The organism is Solibacillus merdavium (assembly GCF_014836935.1).
Taxonomy (GTDB): domain Bacteria; phylum Bacillota; class Bacilli; order Bacillales_A; family Planococcaceae; genus Solibacillus; species Solibacillus ferritrahens.
The window spans coordinates 529899-551050 of sequence record NZ_JACSPW010000001.1; the positions used below are offsets into that span (position 1 = coordinate 529899).

Below are 21152 nucleotides of genomic sequence, written 5' to 3' on the forward strand. Positions count from 1 at the left end.
ATTTAATTTAATATTCAATGAATTTTTAGGATAAATCAAATATTATGTAGGAAATTGGCGGTAGAATATTTTGTGTGAAAAGTAAGGAATATTTGATAAAATTTTGTTAAGCAACTATATATATTGCCTACAAAGGGATTCACATCAAAAAGGGGGATTTTTTCATGACAGAAGTAGTAATTGTAAGTGCAGTCCGTACACCGATAGGGGCTTTTCAAGGGACATTGAAAGATATTTCGGCTCCAGTATTGGGGAGTATCGTAATAAAAGAAGCATTAAATCGTATACAGTTGGATCCAACGACTATTGATGAAGTAATTATGGGGAATGTACTTGCAGCAGGTTTAGGTCAAAATCCAGCAAGACAGGCAAGCATTGCAGCGGGTGTTCCTCATACAGTTCCTGCCATGACTATTAATAAAGTATGCGGTTCTGGGTTAAAGGCGGTTCATTTAGCAGCCCAGGCAATTATTGCTGGAGATGCAGAAGTTATTGTTGCAGGGGGCTTTGAAAATATGAGTCAAGCACCTTATATTATGCAAAATGCGCGGGAAGGTTTCCGTATGGGCGATCAAAAAATTATCGATACACTCATAAAAGATGGGTTATGGTGTGCTTTTAATGATTACCATATGGGTGTAACGGCGGAAAATCTATGCGATCAGTATGGTATTACTAGGGAAGAACAAGATGAATTCTCGGCTCGCTCACAAGCTCGTGCATCAGAGGCTATCGAGAAAAATAGATTTGTAGAAGAAATTGTTCCTGTCGAAATCCCTCAACGGAAAGGGGAACCAATCGTTTTTGCACAGGATGAATATGTAAAGCATGGCACGACTACGGAAAAATTGAATGGATTGCGCCCGGCCTTCAAAAAGGAAGGCTCTGTAACAGCCGGCAACGCTTCAGGTATTAACGACGGGGCAGCAGCAGTTGTTGTAATGTCGAAACAGCGCGCTTTCGAATTAGGGCTTAAACCAATGGCTACGATTGTTGCAAATGCGAGTGCAGGGGTAGACCCCGCCATTATGGGGGTAGGGCCTGTATCAGCTGTAAAAAAAGCATTAGCAAAGGCAAATGTAACATTAGATAAAATGGACCTGATTGAAGCGAATGAAGCATTTGCTGCCCAGGCAATTGCAGTTGATCGCGAATTAGCGTTCAATCATGATAAACTAAACGTAAACGGTGGGGCAATTGCACTTGGACATCCGATTGGTGCGAGCGGCGCACGTATTTTAGTAACATTGCTCCACGAAATGCAAAAGCAAGATGCAGAATTTGGTCTTGCTACATTATGTATCGGTGGCGGGCAAGGGGTAGCCACTATCGTACAGCGCTAAACGGTGGGGTTCAGAAACGCACTGAAAGGGATGAATGCAGACTACATGCAATGTTCAGTATAAAGCCGAATCAGGATGCAATTACCCAAATCGTAATGGATTATATATAGAAGGTGAAAATTATGGCAAAAAAGAAACAACAAAGAAGTACAAATGAAGAATTTAATGTCCCAAAAGAAAAACCGGCAACTTTAGCCGATCAGCTTGGTGGAGACGTGTTGGCCAAATTAAAGGCAGCAAAGCAGGATATGGTTGCCGATGAAAAAGCAAAAGAAGAAGAGCGTATAGCTAAAGCCGCTTTCGAACGGAAACAACGTGAGAAAAACATGAGCTTTGAAGAACTATTAAATCAATACGGGGATCAAGGTTCCAAATTTTAAGCAAAAAGCTAGTGCAACGTAAAGATTGCGCTAGCTTTTTTTTAATACTGCCTGTCCAATTTTTGTTAGTATTAGCAATGTGATTGCACCACAAGCATCGATTACTACATCTTCTATAAGCCCCCTGCGCCCAGGAATCATACTTTGACGATACTCATCCAGGGATGCAATTACAGTTACTGTGAAAAAAGCAAGTACAGTAGGGAATTTCCATTTCAGCCTACTATAGAAAATATAAAAGATGACCGCGAGTAATCCATAGCCCAAAAAATGGACACCTTTTCTGAACAGGAATTCCAAAAACTTATAGTAGCCTTCAGATTCAACCGATATTATTTTCCCCCAATAAGGAATTTGGAATTGACTTAAAAAGTCTTCAAAAGGTTTATCCTCTAAAACTTCTTTTAATAAGGGAATTATCGTTTGCTGTTCATACCTCATATTGGACATGACTGCAACAATGATAAGACCAATTATTACGAATGATATAGCTTTTTTCATCGATGCTCTGTATACCGTTCAGTTTTCGTCCAATTATGGATGTCAGTAATATTGTGCAATGTTTGAGCTTTTTCGTAGGCATCCAGATTTTGTTCCAACTGTGTGATTGTATGTGCACCAATCACTGTAGAGGCAATCGTATGATATTGCAGATTGAATGCAAGCGCAGCAGCATGGACATCGCTGTACTGTTGTTCAATTTTCTGTAAAATTTCCTCGGCAGTAGATTCCTCATAGCCCATATATGAACCCAATCGTTGGCGCCATTCATTAGTAAGTAGTCCTTTTGCAATGGAGCCACGTGTAACGACTGATGCGTCCGTCTTTTCAATTACCTCAAAAAACTCACTTGCTCGTTCATCAAAAATATTAAACTGCATCATATTGCTGACAGCGTTACTTTTTTGTAGAAAAGGAACGAATACATTCGGTCGAATAGAAGAGATACCGTATTCACGAATCAGTCCTTCTTTTTTTAAGCTTTCAAATGTGTCGATTACTTCTTCCAAATTGTCATCAGTTGTTCCGCCATGCAGCTGGTATAAATCCAAATAATCCGTTTGTAAACGACGCAAACTATCACGAATAGCCGCATTAATATAGTCTGGAGAAGCATCCCATTTCCAGCCGTCTTTTCCTTCCTCCCAACGATTACCTACTTTCGAAGCTAAATAAATATGTTGTCGATGCTTCTTCAATGCTATTCCGACATTTTTTTCATTTTCTCCACGATCATATAAATCTGCTGTATCAAAGTAATTGATGCCTGCATCTATAGCAGCGTATATTATTTCTTTTGCTTCTGATAGATTCAGAGGCAATGACATACAGCCTAAACTCAATTCCGAGATATGCAGATCGCTCGTACCTAATTGTCTTTTTTTCATAAATTATCCCTCCAACATTCGATATTTTAGAAAAGCTCTTACTAATGGTACAATGAATGGAAGTAAGAGAACAAGTGGAGGCGTAGTCATGAAAAAATTTGAAGAAAAAACGATCCATTCTGAATCTATTTTTAAAGGAAAAGTAATCTCACTGAAAGTTGATGATGTTAAGCTCCCGAATGGAGAAACGGGAAAGCGCGAAATTATTAATCATCCCGGTGCTGTTGCTGTAATAGCTATTACAGAAAACAATAAAATTCTGTTTGTTGAGCAATACCGCAAAGCTCTGGAGCGTTCAATTGTAGAAATTCCCGCAGGCAAGATGGAAAAAGGTGAGGAGCCAATTGTGACAGCGCGCAGGGAATTGGAGGAAGAAACAGGTTATACGTCAGAGGATTTGAAATTTGTTCAAGCCTTTGCAACTTCACCTGGGTTTGCAGATGAAGTTATCCATATCTATGTTGCGGAAAAGTTAAAAAAATTGGACATTCCCGTGGACTTAGATGAAGATGAGTTTGTAGACCTAATGGAACTATCATTGGAAGAAGCTGAAGCTATGGTTGCTGATGGAAGAATATTCGATGCGAAAACTGCTTTTGCAGTTTTATGGGTGAAAATGAAAATGAATTTAAAACAGTAAATGTTTACGCATAAGGACAATTTATGTGCATAAGTTGTATGGACAAGGAGGCGTCCAAATGCGTAAATATTTATATATTCAATATACATCTATGATAGTCATATGTTTTATTTGTGGTGTAGCATGTTATCAATTGTTTCAAATTGAGCAAGTACAGCAAATTATTAAATATAGTGATCGAAGACTACTTAATTTGGAAAAACCGGAACTGCTTTGGAGTGTTGTTCCTTTCCTAGTTTCTTTAATTATAGTATTATTCTTTTCGACACATAAATATTTACCACGACTAGCCCTAGTTTTTATTTCTATAAAAGTCACTTTCCTAGGGTTTAGTTCGGTTTATTTACTTGTGCAGCATCAATCTATAAAATTGTATGCATTTTGGTGGTTTCCGTTCCAATTGATCTATTGTGTACTATTGATCGCTCTCTATCAAATTACGAATAACAATAGTGGTAGACGAGCTTTGAAAAATGTAATGCCTTGGAAAAAAGTAATATTTCTGTTAATAATGATGGTAGTTTTTTTCGGACTTGAAAATATAGCAATTACTTATTTATTTAAATAATCATTGTCTTGTAATGAGTTTTACTCATTTGGTATAATGAAAAGAGTTTAGGAGGGCGTCACATATGGAGAGCCGTATTGATAGAATTAAAAAGCAACTGCATAGTGCGAGCTATAAGCTGACGCCACAGCGAGAAGCAACAGTAGCGGTATTACTTGAGCATGAGGAAGATCATTTAAGTGCCGAGGATGTTTACTTATTAGTAAAAGATAAAGCACCTGAGATTGGACTGGCTACTGTATATCGTACACTTGAGCTTTTGACCGAGCTGAAAATTGTCGATAAAATTAATTTTGGTGACGGGGTGTCTCGTTATGATTTACGTCAAGAGGGCGCAAAGCATTTCCACCATCATTTAGTTTGTATCGAGTGTGGCGCAGTAGATGAAATTCAAGAAGATTTATTGGAAGATGTAGAAGAAATTGTGGAGAAACGTTGGAACTTTATAATTAAAGATCACCGCCTGACATTCCATGGCATCTGCTGGCGTTGTCATGATCATGATAACTCTGGAGACAGCAATGCATAATCTATAATCAAAAAAGAAGAACAGCGCAAGTGGCTGTTCTTTTTTTGTTTTCTTATAGAACATAAAAGAGACGATTAGGATTTCCTAATCGTCTCAAGTATTACTATTTAAATTAAGTACGTGGATGATGTGCAATAATAAGGATTTTTCCTGCTTCTAAATCATCTTTAGCAGTAGCATGCTCATGTTCACCTATTCCTAAGTTAGACAGTTGATGATGAAGATCATCAGGCGTCATTTGGAAAAAGTTTTTAATCGCTGCCAAAACCCCTTTATCATTTTTGGTTGTTTCCGCCGTTGCTCCGGCATCTACATTGAAAAATTCTGCGATATCTTCTGCACGCTTATTGCTATTCGCAAAAATATGAATGTGATCACGATCATAGCCTTCTGCAACGAAAGATTCAATTACTGATTTAGCCTGTACACCATTTTCCACTGATTTTAAAATTGCCATTTACATACACTCTCCTTAACTTAAGAATAGTTATATGATTCCCTAACATTAGTTAATTAAAACTTTGGGAAAATACTAGTTCTTTTGGAGGGTTGTGAAGAAATATAGGTTACAGCACTGTTTCAATTAAATCATCTAGCATTTTTATCTCTAAAAATTGAATTTGATGTCCATCGATTTCCTGGATTTTAAATAGATAATTTTCATAAATGAATGAATCCTCAATATTTAAATCTGGCATATTTGTAAAGTACCAGCCACCGATTGTATCGACGTTAGGACTTTCAATATTCAAGAACAGCAACTTTGAAACGTCATCAAGTAATACTTTAGAATAGACTAAATAATGATTTTCGCCAATTTTACGAATATCCGGAATTTCATCGTCATCAAATTCATCGCGAATTTCTCCGACTAACTCTTCCAGAATATCTTCTACAGTAATCATTCCGCTCGTTCCACCGTATTCATCCAATAATATCGCAATATGGATTCTTTTCTTTTGCATAATTTGCAATAAACTTTGAATAGGAGTGGTCTCGATCATATGGATTACGGGATTGATGAAGTCCTCAAGCTTAAATGTAGCGGGATTAATTCGGTTATTCATCCCGAGTGTTAAAAAGTCTTTAATATTTAAAAAACCTAATATATTATCACGGTCGCCCTCATAGACTGGATAACGCGTATAGCGCTCTTCAGATACTTGAGTTAACACTTCTTCAAACGTAGCGGATATATCAAATCCAATAATATCCGTTCGCGGTACCATAATTTCACGTGCAATCTTATCGTCGAATTCAAATACATTGTTTACATATTTCAATTCATTCACGTTAATCTCGCCTGATTTATAACTTTCCGATAAAAGTAATCGTAATTCTTCTTCCGTATGTGATAATTCATGTTCACTCGCTGGTTGCATACCGAACACTTTCAATAATAAACGTGCAGAACCATTTAATAGCCAGATTAAAGGGAACATTAGTTTATAGAAAAATTGAATAGGTTTCGCAAATGCCATAGTTACGGCCTCCGCTTTTTGGATAGCAATTGTTTTAGGTGCCAATTCACCAACTACAACGTGGAAAAACGTTGCCAAAAAGAAAGCTCCGCCTAATGTAAACCAGTGAATATAATCTGTACCAATTCCGATGGATTCGAATAGCGGGTGTAATATAAACTCAAAAGTAGATTCACCAACCATACCAATTCCTAATGCTGTTACGGTAATCCCCAGCTGGCAGGCAGATAAATATTCATCTAAATGTGTTGTTACATTTTTAGCTGAGAGTGAACCAGATTTCCCTTCAGCAACGAGCTGATCAATACGTGATTGACGTACTTTTACGATAGCGAATTCAGTTGCTACGAAAAAGGCGGTTAAAGCGATTAAAACCGAGAAAATTATTAAGTTAATGATTGTGGTCAAACGAGCGTTCTACTCACGAAGTAGAACGTTCACCTCCTAGTTATTTAAAATTAATAAAAGTGACTGCATGAGTGCTACACTTTCAGGCGAAACTTTTTTACGAAGCTTTTGTCGCTCCTTCTCATCTAAATGTTCCATTAATACTGTTACATCATGTTCGAGCTTGCGCATTTGTAAACGAATGTCTTGAATATCGATTTCTTCAGGCTCATTTTCTGTAGGAGCAATTAAACGATGGATTTCATCTAAACATTTACCTTGCTTTTTTTGCTCCTCAATCCAGTGGATGCGATTAATCATTTCTTTATCATAATAGCGATAATTGGATGCCGATCTCTCAACTTTTAAAAGGCCTAAATTTGTATAATAATCAATTGTCCGTTTTGTTACCCCAGTAGCAGTGGCAAGCTCTCCAATTTTTAGTTTTTCGATCCCAAGTTATCACCTCAATCATAACGTTTTACTTTCAAGAATAACGCAGAAAGTACATTTTGTAAACATAATCCATATATAAACAGAAAAACAAATATTAGTAAAAATGTATGGAGGCGCAATTATATCGACTGTCTAAGTAAAATGGTAAAATGAGTTTATATAATGCTAGAGGGGCGATTTTTTATGCAAGCTTTGAAAGATTCAATAGACGATTATCTTCATTTTATTAAGGTTGAACGGCAGCTTTCTGATAATACTTTACAATCGTATAAACGAGATTTAATCGCTTATGCTCGTCATATCCATTATGAACAGCATATTAATGCATTTCATGAAGCTGTTCGTGAACATATTTTGCTTTATTTGGAGAGTTTACGGACAGCAGGTAAGTCTTCGAAAACGATTTCGAGACAAATTTCTTCGATTCGATCCTTTCATCAATTTTTACTTAGAGAAAAGGTAACCGATCAAGATCCTACTGTACATTTGGAAATGCCGAAAAAAGAGCAATCATTACCAAAGGTGTTATCAGTAGAAGAAATTGAGGATCTCATAGCTGCACCTTCCATAGAAAAACCACAGGGTGTTCGGGATATAGCGATTTTAGAGATTATGTACGGCTCCGGAATGCGTATAAGTGAGCTTATTGAATTAAATTTGGAAGATATCCACATTACGATGGGCTTTGTTCGCGTATTTGGTAAAGGTGGAAAGGAACGGATTATTCCGCTTGGTCGAGGAGCACTGAAAGCATGCAGCACATATTTAGAAGAAGCAAGACCAAAGCTATTAGGAAATGCTCCTAAAAATGATGCGTTTTTCATCACGCAAAGAGGGAAACGATTTACTCGACAAGGCTGTTGGAAAATTATAAAAGAACATGCGGAAACGGCAAATATTTCAAAAGAAATAACACCACATGTATTGAGGCACTCATTTGCTACTCATTTAATCGAAAATGGAGCAGATTTACGAGCTGTCCAGGAGCTGCTAGGTCATGCAGACATTTCTACAACACAAATCTATACACATGTAAGCAAAACTCGTTTGTCCGAAGTATATAAACAATTCCATCCACGTGCCTAAAAATAAATTCTATCGAAATCGGATGTCTGACCTTTATTTGTTTAGGCCTTTTATGTAAAATAGAGAGGAAGAATAGGAGTGAAAGCATTATGCAACCGTTTAAAAAGATACATGTAATCGTAATGGACTCTGTAGGTATTGGTGAAGCACCGGACGCACATAATTTTGGCGATGCCGGCTCAAACACATTAGGTCATATAGCAGAAAAAATGAATGGCTTAAACATGCCGAATATGGAAAAAATGGGCTTAGCCAATATACGTGAACTTAAAGGTATTAATAAAGTCGAAACACCTACAGCTTATTTTGGCATGATGCAAGAAGCGTCTGTAGGAAAAGATACGATGACAGGTCACTGGGAAATAATGGGTCTAAATATTGATACCCCATTCAAAGTTTATCCGAAAGGCTTTCCACAAGAACTGATTACTCAATTAGAAACGGCAATAGGGCGCAAAGTGCTTTGCAACATGCCGTATAGTGGAACCGCTGTCATTGATGATTACGGTAAGGAACATATGGAAACAGGCGCAATAATCGTCTATACATCTGCTGACCCTGTTTTACAGATTGCAGCACATGAAGACGTTATTCCTTTGGACGAATTATATAGAATTTGTGAAATTGCACGAGAATTAACTTTAAATCCGGAATTTTTAGTTGGTCGTGTTATTGCACGTCCCTTCGTCGGAGTGCCGGGCAACTTTAAGCGTACGGCCAATCGTCATGACTATGCATTAACACCATTTGGGCGTACAACAATGGCAGAAATGAAAGACTCGAATCTAGAAGTAATTGCAATTGGTAAAATTTCGGATATATTTAATGGTGATGGGGTTACCGAATCAATTCGTACAAAAGACAACAGTGATGGTATGGATAAAATGGCTGAAGTTGTTCGTCGTGACTTCCATGGGATAAGTTTCCTGAACCTTGTTGATTTTGATGCGAACTTCGGACACCGTCGTGATCCATTAGGTTACGGTGAAGCATTAGAGGAATTCGATCGTCGATTACCGGAAGTATTGGATGCGTTATCAGACGATGATTTACTAATCATTACGGCTGATCACGGAAACGATCCAACATTCCCAGGTACAGACCATACACGTGAATTTGTGCCATTAATTGTTTATTCTCCTCGCTTTAATGGTGGAACACAGCTGCCATTACGTGAAACATTTGCAGATATTGCAGCAACAATTGCTGATAATTTTAAGGTTGCAGCACCACAGTTCGGAAAAAGCTTTTTAGAAGAGCTTAAATAAGGGGGACAATCATCATGAGAATGGTAGATATTATTGAAAAAAAGCGAAATGGCGAAGAATTGACGACAGAGGAAATCCGCTTTTTCGTTGAAGGTTATACAGATGGTACGATTCCTGATTATCAGGCAAGTGCTTTATGTATGGCGATTTACTTTAAAGATATGACGGATCGTGAACGAGCGGACCTTACGATGGCAATGGTGGAATCTGGTGACCAAATTAACCTTTCTTCTATTGAAGGTGTTAAAGTAGACAAGCATTCAACAGGCGGTGTAGGAGATACGACAACTTTACCACTTGCAGCAATGGTAGCGGCTGTCGGTGTACCTGTTGCCAAAATGAGCGGTCGTGGCTTAGGTCATACAGGTGGAACGATTGATAAATTGGAAGCAATTGAAGGCTTCCATGTAGAATTATCAAGTGAAGAATTCTCCAACCAAGTAAATGAAATCGGCATGGCTGTTATCGGTCAATCAGGTAACCTAACGCCGGCAGACAAAAAGCTATATGCACTTCGTGATGTAACAGGAACGGTTTCAAGCATTCCATTAATCGCAGGTTCCATAATGTCCAAAAAAATCGCAGCTGGTGCTGATGCAATCGTTCTTGATGTAAAAACAGGTGACGGTGCGTTTATGAAAACAGTCGAAGATTCGGTTAAACTGGCAGAAGCTATGGTGAAAATCGGAAACAGTGTCGGTCGTAAAACGATGGCAATTATTTCGGATATGAGCCAACCTTTAGGTTATGCAATTGGTAATGCATTGGAAGTACAGGAAGCGATTGATACATTAAAAGGTCAAGGCCCAGCAGATTTAAATGAACTATGCTACACATTAGGTTCCCAAATGGTTGTTTTAGGCGGAAAAGCCGAAACAATCGAGGAAGCACGAAAAATGCTGGAGGAAGTTGTAGCAAATGGCGCGGCATTGGAAGTATTGAAAAAGTTTATCGCTGCTCAAGGTGGCGATGCTTCAGTAGTGGATGATCCATCACGCTTACCTCAAGCAAAATATCAAATTGACGTTCCAGCGAAACAAGCGGGCTATATTTCAAAAATTGAAGCTGATGATATTGGTACAGCAGCTATGTTACTTGGTGCGGGGCGTGCTACTAAGGAGTCTGAAATCGATTTAGCCGTAGGACTTGTCCTGCATAAAAAAGTAGGCGATCAAGTTGCACAAGGTGAATCTTTAATGACAATTCATGCTAATAGCGAAAATATAGAACATGTAATGGAAAAAATCTATGCACATGTATTCATTTCCGCTGAAAAAGTAGAAGCACCGAAGTTAATTGAAGCGATTATAACTCAATAATATAGGTAAAGCTTTTTATTGTCCGAAAGGGTAGTAAAAGGCTTTTTTTATGCTTTTGAAAATACATAAATATGGTAAAATATGAATTAAATTACTGTACTATGTACGATAATAACTATATAAATGAATAAATAGTGAAGAAGGGATTGTATGCAAGTTAAATGGTCAGGTAGATTTGAAGGCTATTCATTCGCCCATTTTAAAAAGGATTTACTGTCAGGGATAATCGTAGGGATTATCGCTGTACCTTTGGCTATGTCCTTTGCGATAGCATCTGGTGTTAACCCAGAATATGGGATTTACACGGCGATTATTGCGGGGATTTTGATATCGATATTTGGTGGCTCAAAATTTCAAATTGGCGGTCCGACTGGTGCATTCGTTCCGATTTTACTTGGAATCGTATTAGTCTACGGGTATGAAAACCTGCTCATTGCAGGATTGATGGCAGGTATTATGCTGGTATTAATGGGAGTTTTCAAACTAGGGACACTCATCAAATATATTCCCAGACCTGTTACTGTTGGATTTACGGCAGGTATTGCCATCATCATTTTTGCAGGACAAATCGGGAATTTTTTAGGTTTGTCGAATATGGAGCAGCATGAAAAATTCCATATGAATATTATAGAGATTGCCTCCAATATAGGAACAATAAACTTCTATAGCGTTCTCATAGCGATCATCAGTTTAACCATGATTATTATTACTCCGAAATTTTTACCTAAAATTCCGGGGGCACTCGTTGGAATTTTAGTTTCCTCTCTTGTTGCAGTGCTTTTTTTACAAGGTCAAGTGACAACAATCGGCTCGACCTATGGAGCAATCCCAAATACATTACCGCAATTTCAAATTCCGGAAATAACAATTGAACGGATTTACATGTTAATAGGTCCAGCCTTTGTTATAGCAATGCTTGGGGGGATTGAGTCCTTACTGTCTGCAGTTGTTGCAGATGGTATGACAAACAGCAAGCATCATAGTAATAGGGAGCTTATTGGGCAAGGGATAGCTAATATTGTTACACCATTCTTTGGAGGAATACCAGCTACAGGGGCAATTGCACGAACAGCTACTAATATTAAAACAGGAGCAACTTCGCCAATGTCAGGTATTATCCACGGAATATTTGTTCTTTTGACACTACTAATCTTGGCGCCGTTTGCTGTACATATTCCACTAGCAAGCTTAGCACCGGTACTAATGATTGTGGCATGGAATATGAGTGAACGCCATCATTTTTCACATATTCTAAAATTGAAATCCGGGGATTCGCTTGTACTTGTAATTACATTTTTGTTAACGGTGTTTACAAGTTTAACTTTGGCAGTTGAGGTTGGTCTTGTTTTAGCAGTGGTGCTTTTTGCAAAAAGAATGAGTGAAATGCTCGTCGTATCGAAAGTATTACCTAATTTAGAGGAAGATGGTAGTAAACTGAAACCCCAGATGGTGTCGGATTTACATGATTGTCCGCAGATTAGTGTATATACAATAGAAGGTCCCCTCTTTTTCGGTGCAGCACAAACTTTTGAACAATCGATATTAAATACTATTAACTACCGACCTGATGTATTTATTATGCGTTTAGGAAAGGTACCTTATATTGATTCGACAGGGGAAGAATATTTCCGCAGTATCGTAAAAAATTTCAAGTCGAATGGCGGTGAAGTCTTCGTTACGGGGGTTAAGCCTAGTTTAGAGGAAATGCTGAGACGTAGTGGATTATACGACTTAATTGAAGAACGGAATTTTTATCAGAATACAGGGGAAGCAATTACGGCAGCTTTTGATTATATTAACATAAAAAAATGTATTGGCTGCAAGCATTTAGCGTTTAAGGAATGCCAAGTTTTATCACAAGGGGAAGGAGATAAACTTTGATCGTCGAAGGCATAAATTGACAGGGGAGACTGATAGGACAAGTGCTACCCAGAAGTTTGTGCTATGAATATGCAATGAGAGACTAAGCAGAAAGTTTAACTTTCTACTTAGTCTCTTTTTTCGTACTATGAATGATTAAAAATTAATTGTAATACCTATACTAAAATCAGTTGTCGCACGAGCACTACTTTTAACGAATTAACACTAGTTTTGTCAGCTGTAAAGGAAATTATCCGACCTTGCCGAATTTGCATGCAAGAAGGAGGCGATGTAGTTGAATTTTAATTTAACAATGTATCCAAATGATATATTGATTGTCCAACTTTTCGGTGAACTGGATCATCATGAAACAGAAAAAGTGCGAACACATATATCAAAAGCAATTTTACAAGGAAATGTAAAGCTACTCGTTTGGAATTTAGAGCATTTAAATTTTATGGACAGTTCTGGTATTGGGTTAGTGCTTGGCAGAATGCGAGAACTCCGAGCTGTCGATGGGGAAACGATACTCTTAAATCCATCAAAAACAATGCAAAAAATATTTCAATATTCAGGGTTAGGAAATTGCGTACAATTTGCATCTGAACAGCAAGTTATTTTACACAGCGAGGGGGATTGTCAATGGATAACGAAATGACGCTAACTTTTCTAGCGCGTAGTGAAAATGAAGGGTTAGCGCGTATTGCAGTTACAAGCTTTATGGCGCAACTTGATCCGACAATTGAGGAACTATCAGAATGTAAAACCATCGTATCTGAAGCCGTATCAAATGCCATTATTCATGGATATGCAAACAATCCAAATGGGATTGTTACTGTTTATGCGGTAAGGTATGGCGCGGAAATTAGCGTAACAATTAAGGACGAGGGATGCGGCATCGAAAATATCGAAGAAGCACGCGAACCATTATTTACAACAAAACCGGAGCTTGAAAGGTCTGGAATGGGCTTTACGATTATGGAAAGCTTCTCGGATTTTTTACAAGTGGAATCCGTAATTGGACAAGGAACAATCGTTACATTTACAAAGCAAATTATGCCAATACAGACACTCGTGACATAACGAAATAAGGGGATGGGGAACATCGAACAGTCATCTGAAACGTTATTAACACAAGCGTATATGCGCGAGTTAATCGCAAAGTCACAAGAGGGAGATCAACTTGCGAGAAAAACGATGATTGAAGGAAATACTAGACTTGTTTGGTCTATCGTTCAACGCTTTGCATCAAGAGGGGTTGAGCTGGAAGATTTATTTCAAATAGGCTGTATTGGCTTAATGAAATCGATTGATAAATTCGACTTGTCCTATGAAGTAAAGTTTTCTACGTATGCAGTACCGATGATTATTGGAGAGATTCAACGCTTTTTAAGAGATGACGGAATGGTAAAAGTAAGTCGATCCATCCGGGAGTTGAATTTTAAAATTCGGCATGCAACGGATGATTATTTAAAGACAAATGAAAAGCCGCCATCTATCGCGGAGTTAGCGGAAATACTTCAAGTATCACAAGATGATATTTTATTAGCGACAGATGCAATGCGGGACCCGGCAAGTCTGCATGATCAGCTATTTGAAAATGATGGTGATTCCATTACATTGATGGATCAAATGCGAGATGATAAATCTGAGCTGGCATTTGACTATGTACCATTGAAAGATATGCTAAAACGCTTAGGGAAACGAGAGCAGTCGATTATTTACTTCCGTTATTATTTAGATTTAACGCAAACGGAAATCGCCGATCGTCTCGGGATTTCCCAAGTACAAGTTTCGAGATTGGAAAAGAAAATATTGGCCCAATTGAAAACCTGGATGGAACTATCAACTATGAGTAAGCCGGTGAAAAAATGACGAATCAGCTTTTTACATCTAAGGATATTGCAAGAGGTTATTTTGAGTCCCAGTTCGATACAGGAAAAACATTTGATCTTTGTGTTAAGGATATTACGATAAAGAATTTACCCACGCTTATCGTATACGTTAGTGGTCTGGTAAATGGAGAAAGCTTAGCTGAGATGCTTGCAAATACCCAGTGGGATCAAGAAGAGGAAATTGATGACGAACAAGATTACTTCCACTACCATTTCAATTATCATGGTAAAGAAGATGCAACATCAGTTGATGCTTTTATGCTCGGTGTTTTAAGCGGAAATGTAGGATTTGTTACAGAAAGCGGCTATTGCTATTTAGCGGAATTCCGCAATTATCCCGGTCGTAGCCCAGAAGAACCCGATAACGAAAAAGTTATTCGAGGATCCAGGGATGGTTTTTCTGAAAATATTATTACAAATACGGCATTAATCCGTCGTAGAATAAGAAGCGAGAAGCTAAGATTTGAAATGCATCATGTTTCAACTTACGGGCAAACAGATGTTGTTCTTTCCTATATGAGTGATTTGGTTAATGAGTCCCATTTAAAATGGCTTATTGAGCGGCTACAGCAAATTCAGCATGATGGTTTAACAATGAGCGATAAATCGTTGGAAGAATGGCTGTTTAAGCAGAAATTCCATCCATTGCCTTTCGTTCGTTATACTGAGCGTCCTGATATTGTCGCAGCCCATGTATTAGAAGGTCATATCGCGATTATGGTAGATACCTCGCCTTCAGTAATGTTGATTCCTGTAACAATGTTCCATTTGCTGCAGCATGCTGAAGAATATCGGCAGGCACCGTTAGTCGGGACGATGATGCGGTTCCTTCGTTTTGGAGCGGTCATTCTAAGCTTTCTTTTGCTTCCTTTCTGGTATTTACTAGTTACACATCCGGATTTACTCCCCGATAGCTTAGCCTTTATCGGGATAAATGAAAAAGGCCAAATTCCAATATTTCTGCAAATATTATTTGCGGATATCGGAATTGAATATTTGCGGATTGCAGCAATTCATACTCCGACACCGTTATCAACTGCAATGGGTTTAATCGCCGGTATCATCATCGGACAAATTGCAATTGATGTAGGGCTATTTTCAAGTGAAGTAGTATTATATACCGCAGTTACGGCCATCTTTACGTTTGCCATTCCAAACTACGAATTGAGTATTTCCGTTAAAGTATTCCGATTAGCGCTTTTAGCGGCAACCGCATTGTTTGGTGTAAGTGGATTCTTTATAGGTATCTTTATTATTTTCACATATTTATGTTCATTAAAGCCGATGAAAGTGCCATATTTGTGGCCTCTTGTTCCGTTTTTCCCAAAAGCATTTGCTCGGGTCATTATCCGAACACCAATGTCACAGGATGCACTTAGACCGTTTGTAGTAGGTGCAAAACAGCGAAAACGAGCTTGAACACACATTGCATCAGTAAGTCTCCTATGTTAAAGTTCTCATATGATATATTTGATTTTTGAGAATATTAGCTCGAACAGGCTATAGTTAGGGGAGAAAACTATGCATTTATACGGAACACAGCAAATTAATGAACAAGGCCATTTAACAATAGGTGGTATAGATACAATTGAGTTGGCCCAACAATATGGTACACCGCTATTCATTTATGATACAGCGCTTATTCGTAAACGTGCACGTGGCTTTATCCAGACGTTTGAAAATCTTGGTGTAAAAGCGCAGGTTGCATACGCATCAAAAGCATTTGCCTGTGTTGCGGCATATCAGTTAGCAGCTCAGGAAAACCTATCTTTGGATGTTGTATCCGGCGGCGAGCTTTTCACGGCAATTAAAGCAGGTTTCCCAGCAGATCGCATTCATTTCCATGGGAACAATAAATCAATTGCTGAACTTGAGCTAGCGTTTGAAACTGAGATTGGTTGTATTGTTGTGGATAACTTTTATGAAATCTCTTTACTTAAAGAGATGGCAAAACAAAGAAATCAAAAAATGAAAATTCTGTTGCGCGTGACACCAGGTGTTGAAGCACATACTCATGACTTTATTACTACAGGTCAAGCTGACTCTAAATTTGGCTTCGATTTAAATAATGGACAAGCTGATGAGGCATTTAAACAAGTAGTATATGATGAAAATATCGAACTATTGGGTTTACATTGCCACATCGGCTCTCAAATTTTTGAAACAGAAGGCTTCAGTTTGGCGGCGGGTAAAGTAATGCAAAAAATGGGTGCGTGGAAAACACAATATGCTTTCGAAGCACAAGTATTAAATTTAGGTGGCGGCTTTGGAATCCGATATACAGAAGAAGATAAGCCACTGGAACCTCATGAATATGTAGCAGATATGATTCAGACAGTGAAAGCCGAAAGTACAAAACTTAATCTGGCAATGCCTGAAATTTGGATTGAGCCAGGTCGTTCTTTAGTAGGGGATGCGGGTACTTCGCTTTATACAGTAGGATCACAAAAGACAGTACCGGGTGTACGTGAATATATTGCAGTCGATGGTGGTATGAGCGATAATATTCGCCCTGCACTATATGATGCAAAATATGAAGCGGTTATTGCCAACAGAGCTAATGAAACTAAAACAAGTACATATACTGTTGCCGGAAAATTATGTGAGTCAGGCGATAAGTTAATCATTGATGCAACTTTGCAAAAAGCAGAGACAGGCGATATTTTAGCAATGTTCTGTACAGGTGCATATGGCTATTCAATGGCTTCCAACTATAATCGAGTTCCAAGACCAGCAGTAGTATTCGTTGAAAATGGTGTGCATCAACTTGCGATTAAGCGAGAAAGCTATGAAAATCTTGTAGTAAATGATCTGCCGTTAACATTGGTAAAGGGTGAATAATCGTTGAAATTATCGAAGCAAGCGAAATGGGGTTTCGGCCTGTTAATGGGAATTATCATTTGGTCACTCCTTTTCATATATATTATTAGTCCATTTATTTACAAATTCTCAAACTAGTATAAGTGCCTTTTACATTAGACGTTGGAAAATTGTGTTATTGCATTTCCACTGGACTTTTGTTAGGATTTGCAATGGTAGAATTGAGGGAATGTTAAAATGTTAGTTAGATATAAAAAAGCACTTGAAAAGATTGCTATGGGATTGATTTCGTTAATGCCGCAGGAAAAAGACATTAAACGTTTAATGGAAACCATTCACCAATATGAGCAAAATGAAAATTGGACGCTTTTTTTATGGAAAAAAGGTGACGAATATGTGGGAGCAGTAGGAATCGCGGAAGAAAATGATGCCGCAGTAATTCAACATATTACTGTCATCCCATCCTATCGTGGAGAAGGTGTTGCCTTGACCATGCTAAGACAGCTCCAAGAGATGGGATTCAAAAATATTCAACCAAACGAAGACACAAGTGCATTTGTCCAAAAGTGTATAACTATACTAAAAGAAGTCGACTAGTTCAGTCGACTTCTTTTTTTAAATTGTCTTGCTTCAAGTATTTCTGTGCGGTCTCTAAGCATATGTTTATTGAAAATAAAGTGTGAATCCATTGGTGTGCATGTACTTATTTTTTGTTGAACCAAGGATTGTAGCTGCTCATTTTTAAGAGGAAGTGCAAATTTCAGAAACGGTTCATTTGCCTGCATTTTCTGTAATCTATCTTTCAAAATCAAAAGGAGTTGCTTGAAATCAATGTAATCAAAAAACTCGCTTTCTCTATTTTGCTCAAAGTTTAAGACTGCTTTACTCATCATACGTGTTGCACCATTAAAGTTAGCCCGTCTCCAATGGTACATACTTGTCGCAAGTTGTACATAGCCAACAAGCGGATGAAGCTTTTCTTTTGGGGCAATCTCTTTCCAATACTCTTCCAATACTTCGTGACATTCAAAGTAGTCCTCATTGCCATTGAAATATGCACAATAATCGATAAACAGTGGGTGAAACAAAGGATGCATTGTGATCTCCTTTCATCTATACTTAAATAGGTTCTGCTTGTTTTTGTAGAACGATGTCGAATAAAAATAACTAGTAAATGCAAATTTCAATTATAGCTTAATTTACATATTTATGATAAATTTCGATTCAACTTTTCCGGTAATTATTTTTCTTGAAAAGCGATTAAGGCACAATTGATTAGGATAGGTGGTATTTTATGTCTTACGAAGTGAAACTAGATGCCTTTAGTGGGCCACTAGATTTATTATTACATTTAATTCATCGCTTGGAAATTGATATCTATGATATTCCGATGTCGGAGTTAACAGAACAGTATATTGATCATATCCATGCGATGCAAACATTGGAACTAAACGAAGCAAGTGAATATTTAGTAATGGCGGCCACATTATTAGCTATTAAAAGCCGCATGCTTATCCCCATTAATGAAGGTGAAATCGATACAGCTGAACTAGAAGTGGATGAAGCCGATCCACGTGAAGAGCTTGTCGCCCGTTTAATCGAATATAAAAAATATAAGGAAGCAGCTGTACAGCTTCAGGAGCTTGAAACTGAACGCGGGCACGTCTTTACAAAAGCGCCAAGCGATTTATCTGAATTTATACCGGATGAACAGATGGTACTTTTTGATCAAAATGTAAATGTTTATGACATGCTTAGTGCGTTTCAGAAACTAATGCGCCGCAAACAATTGAGAAAACCATTGTCCACTCGAGTAGCTAGGCAGGAGATTTCTGTAAAAGACCAAATGCGCTCTGTTGTAAAAATATTAAAAAATTCAGGCGGAAGAGTAATGTTTACTCAATTGTTTGAAGCAGACGATAAACCAATGCTTGTCTTAACTTTTTTAACATTATTAGAATTGATGAAGCGCCAAATCGTTGTCGTTGAACAACAAAACAACTTCGACGATTTATCGGTATTACTGCAAAAGGAGGACATAGAGGATGAATTCGAACAAATTATTGAGTAGAATCGAGGCACTGTTATTTGTAGCTGGTGATGAAGGTATGACCGTAAAACAATTGACACAATATATAGAAGTGGAACCAATGGATATCGAGGCAGGATTAAGTGAACTCCAATCTCAGTATAATGATGACGAAAAGCGCGGAATAGCTTTAAAACAACTTGCTGGAACTTATCAATTAACAACAAAGCCAGAAGTAAACGACACATTGAAGAAGCTGATTGAAAATCCCACAAATCAAGTATTAACTGCAGCCTCATTGGAGGTATTGGCGATTATAGCCTATAAGCAGCCAATTACACGTGCAGAAGTGGAAAATATACGGGGTGTTAAGAGTGAACGACCGATAGCCAAGCTAGTTTCACGTGCACTTGTACAGGAAGTGGGACGCGCAGAAGGGACAGGGCGTGCAATATTATATGGAACGACAAAAGAGTTTTTAAATTATTTTGGGTTGAAAAGTATTAAAGAATTGCCGCCGTTACCGGAAGAAGTCGATCAGGAAGATGATCAGCCTACAGATTTATTTTTAACGAAGTTCCAGGAAACATTTAATCAAAATTAAAGGAGTGACTTGTTGAAAAAGTGGTTTGTATCTATTGTTATGTTGTTTGTGTTTTTTAGTAGTACCATGCAAATAGAGGCTGCGGGAAATAGCTATGTTGTTATCGATGCAGAAAACGGCCGTACATTAATGGGGGTCAATGAACATGCTCGATTGCCGATAGCCAGTTTAACGAAAATTTGGACTGCGTTAATTGTTTTGGAGAATAGTGAACTTTCCGATGAAGTAGTTATTTCAAAAGAAGCTGCAATGGTCGAAGGCTCCTCCATTTATTTATTGGAAAATGAGACATATACAATTGACTATCTGCTTCACGGCTTAATGATGCAGTCAGGAAATGATGCGGCAACTGCGTTGGCGGAGCATGTGGGTGGATCGGTCGAAGGCTTTGTGAAGCTAATGAATGAAAAGGCTCAGCTTTATCGTCTGCATGAAACGACTTTTACAAATCCTACAGGGTTACACAATGAAGCCCACCTTTCCTCAGCATACGATACGGCAAAAATGCTGCAAATTGCGATGATGAACCCGCAGTTCAAGAAAATTGCATCCACACAAAATTTTTCGGATGGCAGGCAGTGGAAAAATAAACATCGCCTTATGCATGAAAAAATTGGGGCTATTTCTGGAAAAACAGGCTATACAAAAGTTGCAGGGCGCACACTTGCGACATTTTTCGAACGGAAACAAAAATCATTTGTTATCGTTACAATCAATGAAGGAAATGATTGGAATGTTCACCGGAATTTGGCGGACTTTATCGACAAGAATTTTGATCGGGAAACAATTGTAAAAAAAGGGGAATACAAGGCGAATGGATTATCGATAGAACTGGATGAGCCATTACAAATGCTTCTTCATAAGAAGGAAAAACCAAACTTTCAGCATATCGTAAAAATTTCAAGACTTAAGGATTCAAATAGAGGAGTATGGCTTTTGTATGCAGATGATGTATTAGTCGCCTCCAAATTAGTTACGATAAGGTGACCGGATGTATTGTTGGAAAAGCGAAATTTCTTTAATAAGTATTGAAAGTATGCCATAATTTTTATTCGTTAAGGAAATTTATGGCGTACGTAATGTGGATGACGAGTCATAG

General features: G+C 38.0%; 24 protein-coding genes. 18 read left to right on the top strand and 6 right to left on the bottom strand.

What is annotated here, in order from left to right:
* Positions 1 to 164: 164 nt before the first annotated feature.
* Together H9632_RS02495 and H9632_RS02500 are read left to right on the top strand one after the other, a co-directional pair.
* On the top strand, positions 165 to 1343 hold the full coding sequence (locus H9632_RS02495; protein WP_191702537.1) for an acetyl-CoA C-acetyltransferase: 1179 nt from the start codon (positions 165 to 167) through the stop codon (positions 1341 to 1343).
* A 122-nt stretch (positions 1344 to 1465) separates the two neighbouring features.
* Positions 1466 to 1723, top strand: a complete 258-nt coding sequence (locus H9632_RS02500) for a YqkE family protein (protein WP_191702538.1) — start codon at positions 1466 to 1468, stop codon at positions 1721 to 1723.
* 30 nt (positions 1724 to 1753) lie between these two features.
* Here H9632_RS02500 and H9632_RS02505 read toward each other — a convergent pair whose 3' ends face one another.
* A complete protein-coding gene (locus H9632_RS02505; RefSeq protein ID WP_191702539.1) occupies positions 1754 to 2224 on the bottom strand; it encodes a VanZ family protein in 471 nt (156 codons plus the stop codon).
* Positions 2221 to 3111, bottom strand: a complete 891-nt coding sequence (locus tag H9632_RS02510) for an aldo/keto reductase (RefSeq protein ID WP_191702540.1) — start codon at positions 3109 to 3111, stop codon at positions 2221 to 2223. The genes H9632_RS02505 and H9632_RS02510 overlap by 4 nt, the downstream gene beginning before the upstream one ends.
* A gap of 88 nt (positions 3112 to 3199) precedes the next feature.
* Here H9632_RS02510 and H9632_RS02515 point away from each other — a divergent pair, with 88 nt between their 5' ends.
* The 3 genes from H9632_RS02515 to fur all read left to right on the top strand — a co-directional run bounded on the left by H9632_RS02515 (position 3200) and on the right by fur (position 4848).
* Positions 3200 to 3751, top strand: coding sequence for an NUDIX domain-containing protein (locus H9632_RS02515; RefSeq protein WP_191702541.1), 552 nt, complete (start codon positions 3200 to 3202; stop codon positions 3749 to 3751).
* A 58-nt stretch (positions 3752 to 3809) separates the two neighbouring features.
* Positions 3810 to 4319 carry a hypothetical protein gene (locus H9632_RS02520; protein ID WP_191702542.1) on the top strand — a complete coding sequence of 170 codons (510 nt, stop codon included), beginning with the start codon at positions 3810 to 3812 and terminating at the stop codon, positions 4317 to 4319.
* A 64-nt stretch (positions 4320 to 4383) separates the two neighbouring features.
* Positions 4384 to 4848 (top strand): ferric iron uptake transcriptional regulator, encoded by a 465-nt coding sequence (gene fur, locus H9632_RS02525; protein WP_191698236.1) that lies wholly within the window; start codon positions 4384 to 4386, stop codon positions 4846 to 4848.
* A gap of 112 nt (positions 4849 to 4960) precedes the next feature.
* Here the strand turns inward: fur and H9632_RS02530 are convergent, their stop codons facing one another.
* The 3 genes from H9632_RS02530 to H9632_RS02540 all read right to left on the bottom strand — a co-directional run bounded on the left by H9632_RS02530 (position 4961) and on the right by H9632_RS02540 (position 7169).
* Positions 4961 to 5305 carry a general stress protein gene (locus H9632_RS02530; protein WP_191702543.1) on the bottom strand — a complete coding sequence of 115 codons (345 nt, stop codon included), beginning with the start codon at positions 5303 to 5305 and terminating at the stop codon, positions 4961 to 4963.
* A gap of 109 nt (positions 5306 to 5414) precedes the next feature.
* Positions 5415 to 6737 carry a hemolysin family protein gene (locus H9632_RS02535; RefSeq protein ID WP_191702544.1) on the bottom strand — a complete coding sequence of 441 codons (1323 nt, stop codon included), beginning with the start codon at positions 6735 to 6737 and terminating at the stop codon, positions 5415 to 5417.
* Positions 6738 to 6773: 36 nt separating this feature from the next.
* Positions 6774 to 7169, bottom strand: coding sequence for a MerR family transcriptional regulator (locus H9632_RS02540; RefSeq protein ID WP_318247663.1), 396 nt, complete (start codon positions 7167 to 7169; stop codon positions 6774 to 6776).
* Positions 7170 to 7355: 186 nt separating this feature from the next.
* Between H9632_RS02540 and xerD the strand changes: the two genes are divergently transcribed.
* The 10 genes from xerD to H9632_RS02590 all read left to right on the top strand — a co-directional run bounded on the left by xerD (position 7356) and on the right by H9632_RS02590 (position 18017).
* Entirely contained in the window at positions 7356 to 8258 is a 903-nt protein-coding gene (xerD, locus tag H9632_RS02545) for a site-specific tyrosine recombinase XerD (RefSeq protein ID WP_191702545.1), read from the top strand.
* An 89-nt stretch (positions 8259 to 8347) separates the two neighbouring features.
* Positions 8348 to 9526, top strand: coding sequence for a phosphopentomutase (deoB, locus tag H9632_RS02550; protein WP_191702546.1), 1179 nt, complete (start codon positions 8348 to 8350; stop codon positions 9524 to 9526).
* Between the two features lie 14 nt (positions 9527 to 9540).
* A complete protein-coding gene (locus H9632_RS02555; RefSeq protein WP_191702547.1) occupies positions 9541 to 10845 on the top strand; it encodes a pyrimidine-nucleoside phosphorylase in 1305 nt (434 codons plus the stop codon).
* A gap of 150 nt (positions 10846 to 10995) precedes the next feature.
* Complete coding sequence (locus tag H9632_RS02560; protein ID WP_191702548.1) at positions 10996 to 12726, top strand: SulP family inorganic anion transporter; 1731 nt, start codon at positions 10996 to 10998, stop codon at positions 12724 to 12726.
* 274 nt (positions 12727 to 13000) lie between these two features.
* Positions 13001 to 13363, top strand: coding sequence for an STAS domain-containing protein (locus H9632_RS02565; RefSeq protein ID WP_191698229.1), 363 nt, complete (start codon positions 13001 to 13003; stop codon positions 13361 to 13363).
* Complete coding sequence (gene spoIIAB, locus H9632_RS02570; protein WP_191702549.1) at positions 13348 to 13788, top strand: anti-sigma F factor; 441 nt, start codon at positions 13348 to 13350, stop codon at positions 13786 to 13788. The genes H9632_RS02565 and spoIIAB overlap by 16 nt, the downstream gene beginning before the upstream one ends.
* Before the next feature lie 12 nt (positions 13789 to 13800).
* Entirely contained in the window at positions 13801 to 14580 is a 780-nt protein-coding gene (locus H9632_RS02575) for a SigF/SigG family RNA polymerase sporulation sigma factor (protein ID WP_191702550.1), read from the top strand.
* Complete coding sequence (locus H9632_RS02580) at positions 14577 to 16019, top strand: spore germination protein (protein WP_191702551.1); 1443 nt, start codon at positions 14577 to 14579, stop codon at positions 16017 to 16019. The genes H9632_RS02575 and H9632_RS02580 overlap by 4 nt, the downstream gene beginning before the upstream one ends.
* Before the next feature lie 102 nt (positions 16020 to 16121).
* Entirely contained in the window at positions 16122 to 17441 is a 1320-nt protein-coding gene (gene lysA, locus H9632_RS02585; protein WP_191702552.1) for a diaminopimelate decarboxylase, read from the top strand.
* 216 nt (positions 17442 to 17657) lie between these two features.
* Positions 17658 to 18017 (top strand): GNAT family N-acetyltransferase, encoded by a 360-nt coding sequence (locus H9632_RS02590; protein WP_191702553.1) that lies wholly within the window; start codon positions 17658 to 17660, stop codon positions 18015 to 18017.
* Here the strand turns inward: H9632_RS02590 and H9632_RS02595 are convergent.
* Positions 18014 to 18517: a DUF309 domain-containing protein gene (locus H9632_RS02595; RefSeq protein ID WP_191702554.1), complete on the bottom strand. Its 504-nt coding sequence runs from the start codon at positions 18515 to 18517 to the stop codon at positions 18014 to 18016. The two genes, H9632_RS02590 and H9632_RS02595, sit on opposite strands and share 4 nt — an antisense overlap.
* A gap of 197 nt (positions 18518 to 18714) precedes the next feature.
* Here H9632_RS02595 and H9632_RS02600 point away from each other — a divergent pair, with 197 nt between their 5' ends.
* Genes H9632_RS02600 through H9632_RS02610 form a run of 3 tightly spaced genes read left to right on the top strand, consistent with a single transcriptional unit; the run spans position 18715 to position 21040 of the window.
* Positions 18715 to 19491 carry a segregation/condensation protein A gene (locus H9632_RS02600; RefSeq protein ID WP_191702555.1) on the top strand — a complete coding sequence of 259 codons (777 nt, stop codon included), beginning with the start codon at positions 18715 to 18717 and terminating at the stop codon, positions 19489 to 19491.
* Complete coding sequence (gene scpB / locus H9632_RS02605; RefSeq protein WP_191702556.1) at positions 19466 to 20053, top strand: SMC-Scp complex subunit ScpB; 588 nt, start codon at positions 19466 to 19468, stop codon at positions 20051 to 20053. The genes H9632_RS02600 and scpB overlap by 26 nt, the downstream gene beginning before the upstream one ends.
* A 12-nt stretch (positions 20054 to 20065) precedes the next feature.
* Complete coding sequence (locus H9632_RS02610; RefSeq protein ID WP_191702557.1) at positions 20066 to 21040, top strand: D-alanyl-D-alanine carboxypeptidase family protein; 975 nt, start codon at positions 20066 to 20068, stop codon at positions 21038 to 21040.
* The last annotated feature ends 112 nt before the right edge of the window (positions 21041 to 21152 follow it).

What these genes read in the sequence shown, in the direction of transcription:
- H9632_RS02580 (WP_191702551.1), top strand. Translation starts at nt 14,577, where the DNA reads ATGACGAATCAGCTTTTTACATCTAAGGATATTGCAAGAGGTTATTTT.
- H9632_RS02560 (WP_191702548.1), top strand. Translation starts at nt 10,996, where the DNA reads ATGCAAGTTAAATGGTCAGGTAGATTTGAAGGCTATTCATTCGCCCAT.
- H9632_RS02500 (WP_191702538.1), top strand. Translation starts at nt 1,466, where the DNA reads ATGGCAAAAAAGAAACAACAAAGAAGTACAAATGAAGAATTTAATGTC.
- H9632_RS02600 (WP_191702555.1), top strand. Translation starts at nt 18,715, where the DNA reads ATGTCTTACGAAGTGAAACTAGATGCCTTTAGTGGGCCACTAGATTTA.
- H9632_RS02555 (WP_191702547.1), top strand. Translation starts at nt 9,541, where the DNA reads ATGAGAATGGTAGATATTATTGAAAAAAAGCGAAATGGCGAAGAATTG.
- H9632_RS02495 (WP_191702537.1), top strand. Translation starts at nt 165, where the DNA reads ATGACAGAAGTAGTAATTGTAAGTGCAGTCCGTACACCGATAGGGGCT.
- H9632_RS02505 (WP_191702539.1), bottom strand. Translation starts at nt 2,224, where the DNA reads ATGAAAAAAGCTATATCATTCGTAATAATTGGTCTTATCATTGTTGCA.
- spoIIAB (WP_191702549.1), top strand. Translation starts at nt 13,348, where the DNA reads ATGGATAACGAAATGACGCTAACTTTTCTAGCGCGTAGTGAAAATGAA.
- xerD (WP_191702545.1), top strand. Translation starts at nt 7,356, where the DNA reads ATGCAAGCTTTGAAAGATTCAATAGACGATTATCTTCATTTTATTAAG.
- H9632_RS02530 (WP_191702543.1), bottom strand. Translation starts at nt 5,305, where the DNA reads ATGGCAATTTTAAAATCAGTGGAAAATGGTGTACAGGCTAAATCAGTA.
- H9632_RS02595 (WP_191702554.1), bottom strand. Translation starts at nt 18,517, where the DNA reads ATGCATCCTTTGTTTCACCCACTGTTTATCGATTATTGTGCATATTTC.
- H9632_RS02510 (WP_191702540.1), bottom strand. Translation starts at nt 3,111, where the DNA reads ATGAAAAAAAGACAATTAGGTACGAGCGATCTGCATATCTCGGAATTG.
- fur (WP_191698236.1), top strand. Translation starts at nt 4,384, where the DNA reads ATGGAGAGCCGTATTGATAGAATTAAAAAGCAACTGCATAGTGCGAGC.
- H9632_RS02520 (WP_191702542.1), top strand. Translation starts at nt 3,810, where the DNA reads ATGCGTAAATATTTATATATTCAATATACATCTATGATAGTCATATGT.
- lysA (WP_191702552.1), top strand. Translation starts at nt 16,122, where the DNA reads ATGCATTTATACGGAACACAGCAAATTAATGAACAAGGCCATTTAACA.
- H9632_RS02590 (WP_191702553.1), top strand. Translation starts at nt 17,658, where the DNA reads ATGTTAGTTAGATATAAAAAAGCACTTGAAAAGATTGCTATGGGATTG.
- deoB (WP_191702546.1), top strand. Translation starts at nt 8,348, where the DNA reads ATGCAACCGTTTAAAAAGATACATGTAATCGTAATGGACTCTGTAGGT.
- scpB (WP_191702556.1), top strand. Translation starts at nt 19,466, where the DNA reads ATGAATTCGAACAAATTATTGAGTAGAATCGAGGCACTGTTATTTGTA.
- H9632_RS02575 (WP_191702550.1), top strand. Translation starts at nt 13,801, where the DNA reads ATGGGGAACATCGAACAGTCATCTGAAACGTTATTAACACAAGCGTAT.
- H9632_RS02515 (WP_191702541.1), top strand. Translation starts at nt 3,200, where the DNA reads ATGAAAAAATTTGAAGAAAAAACGATCCATTCTGAATCTATTTTTAAA.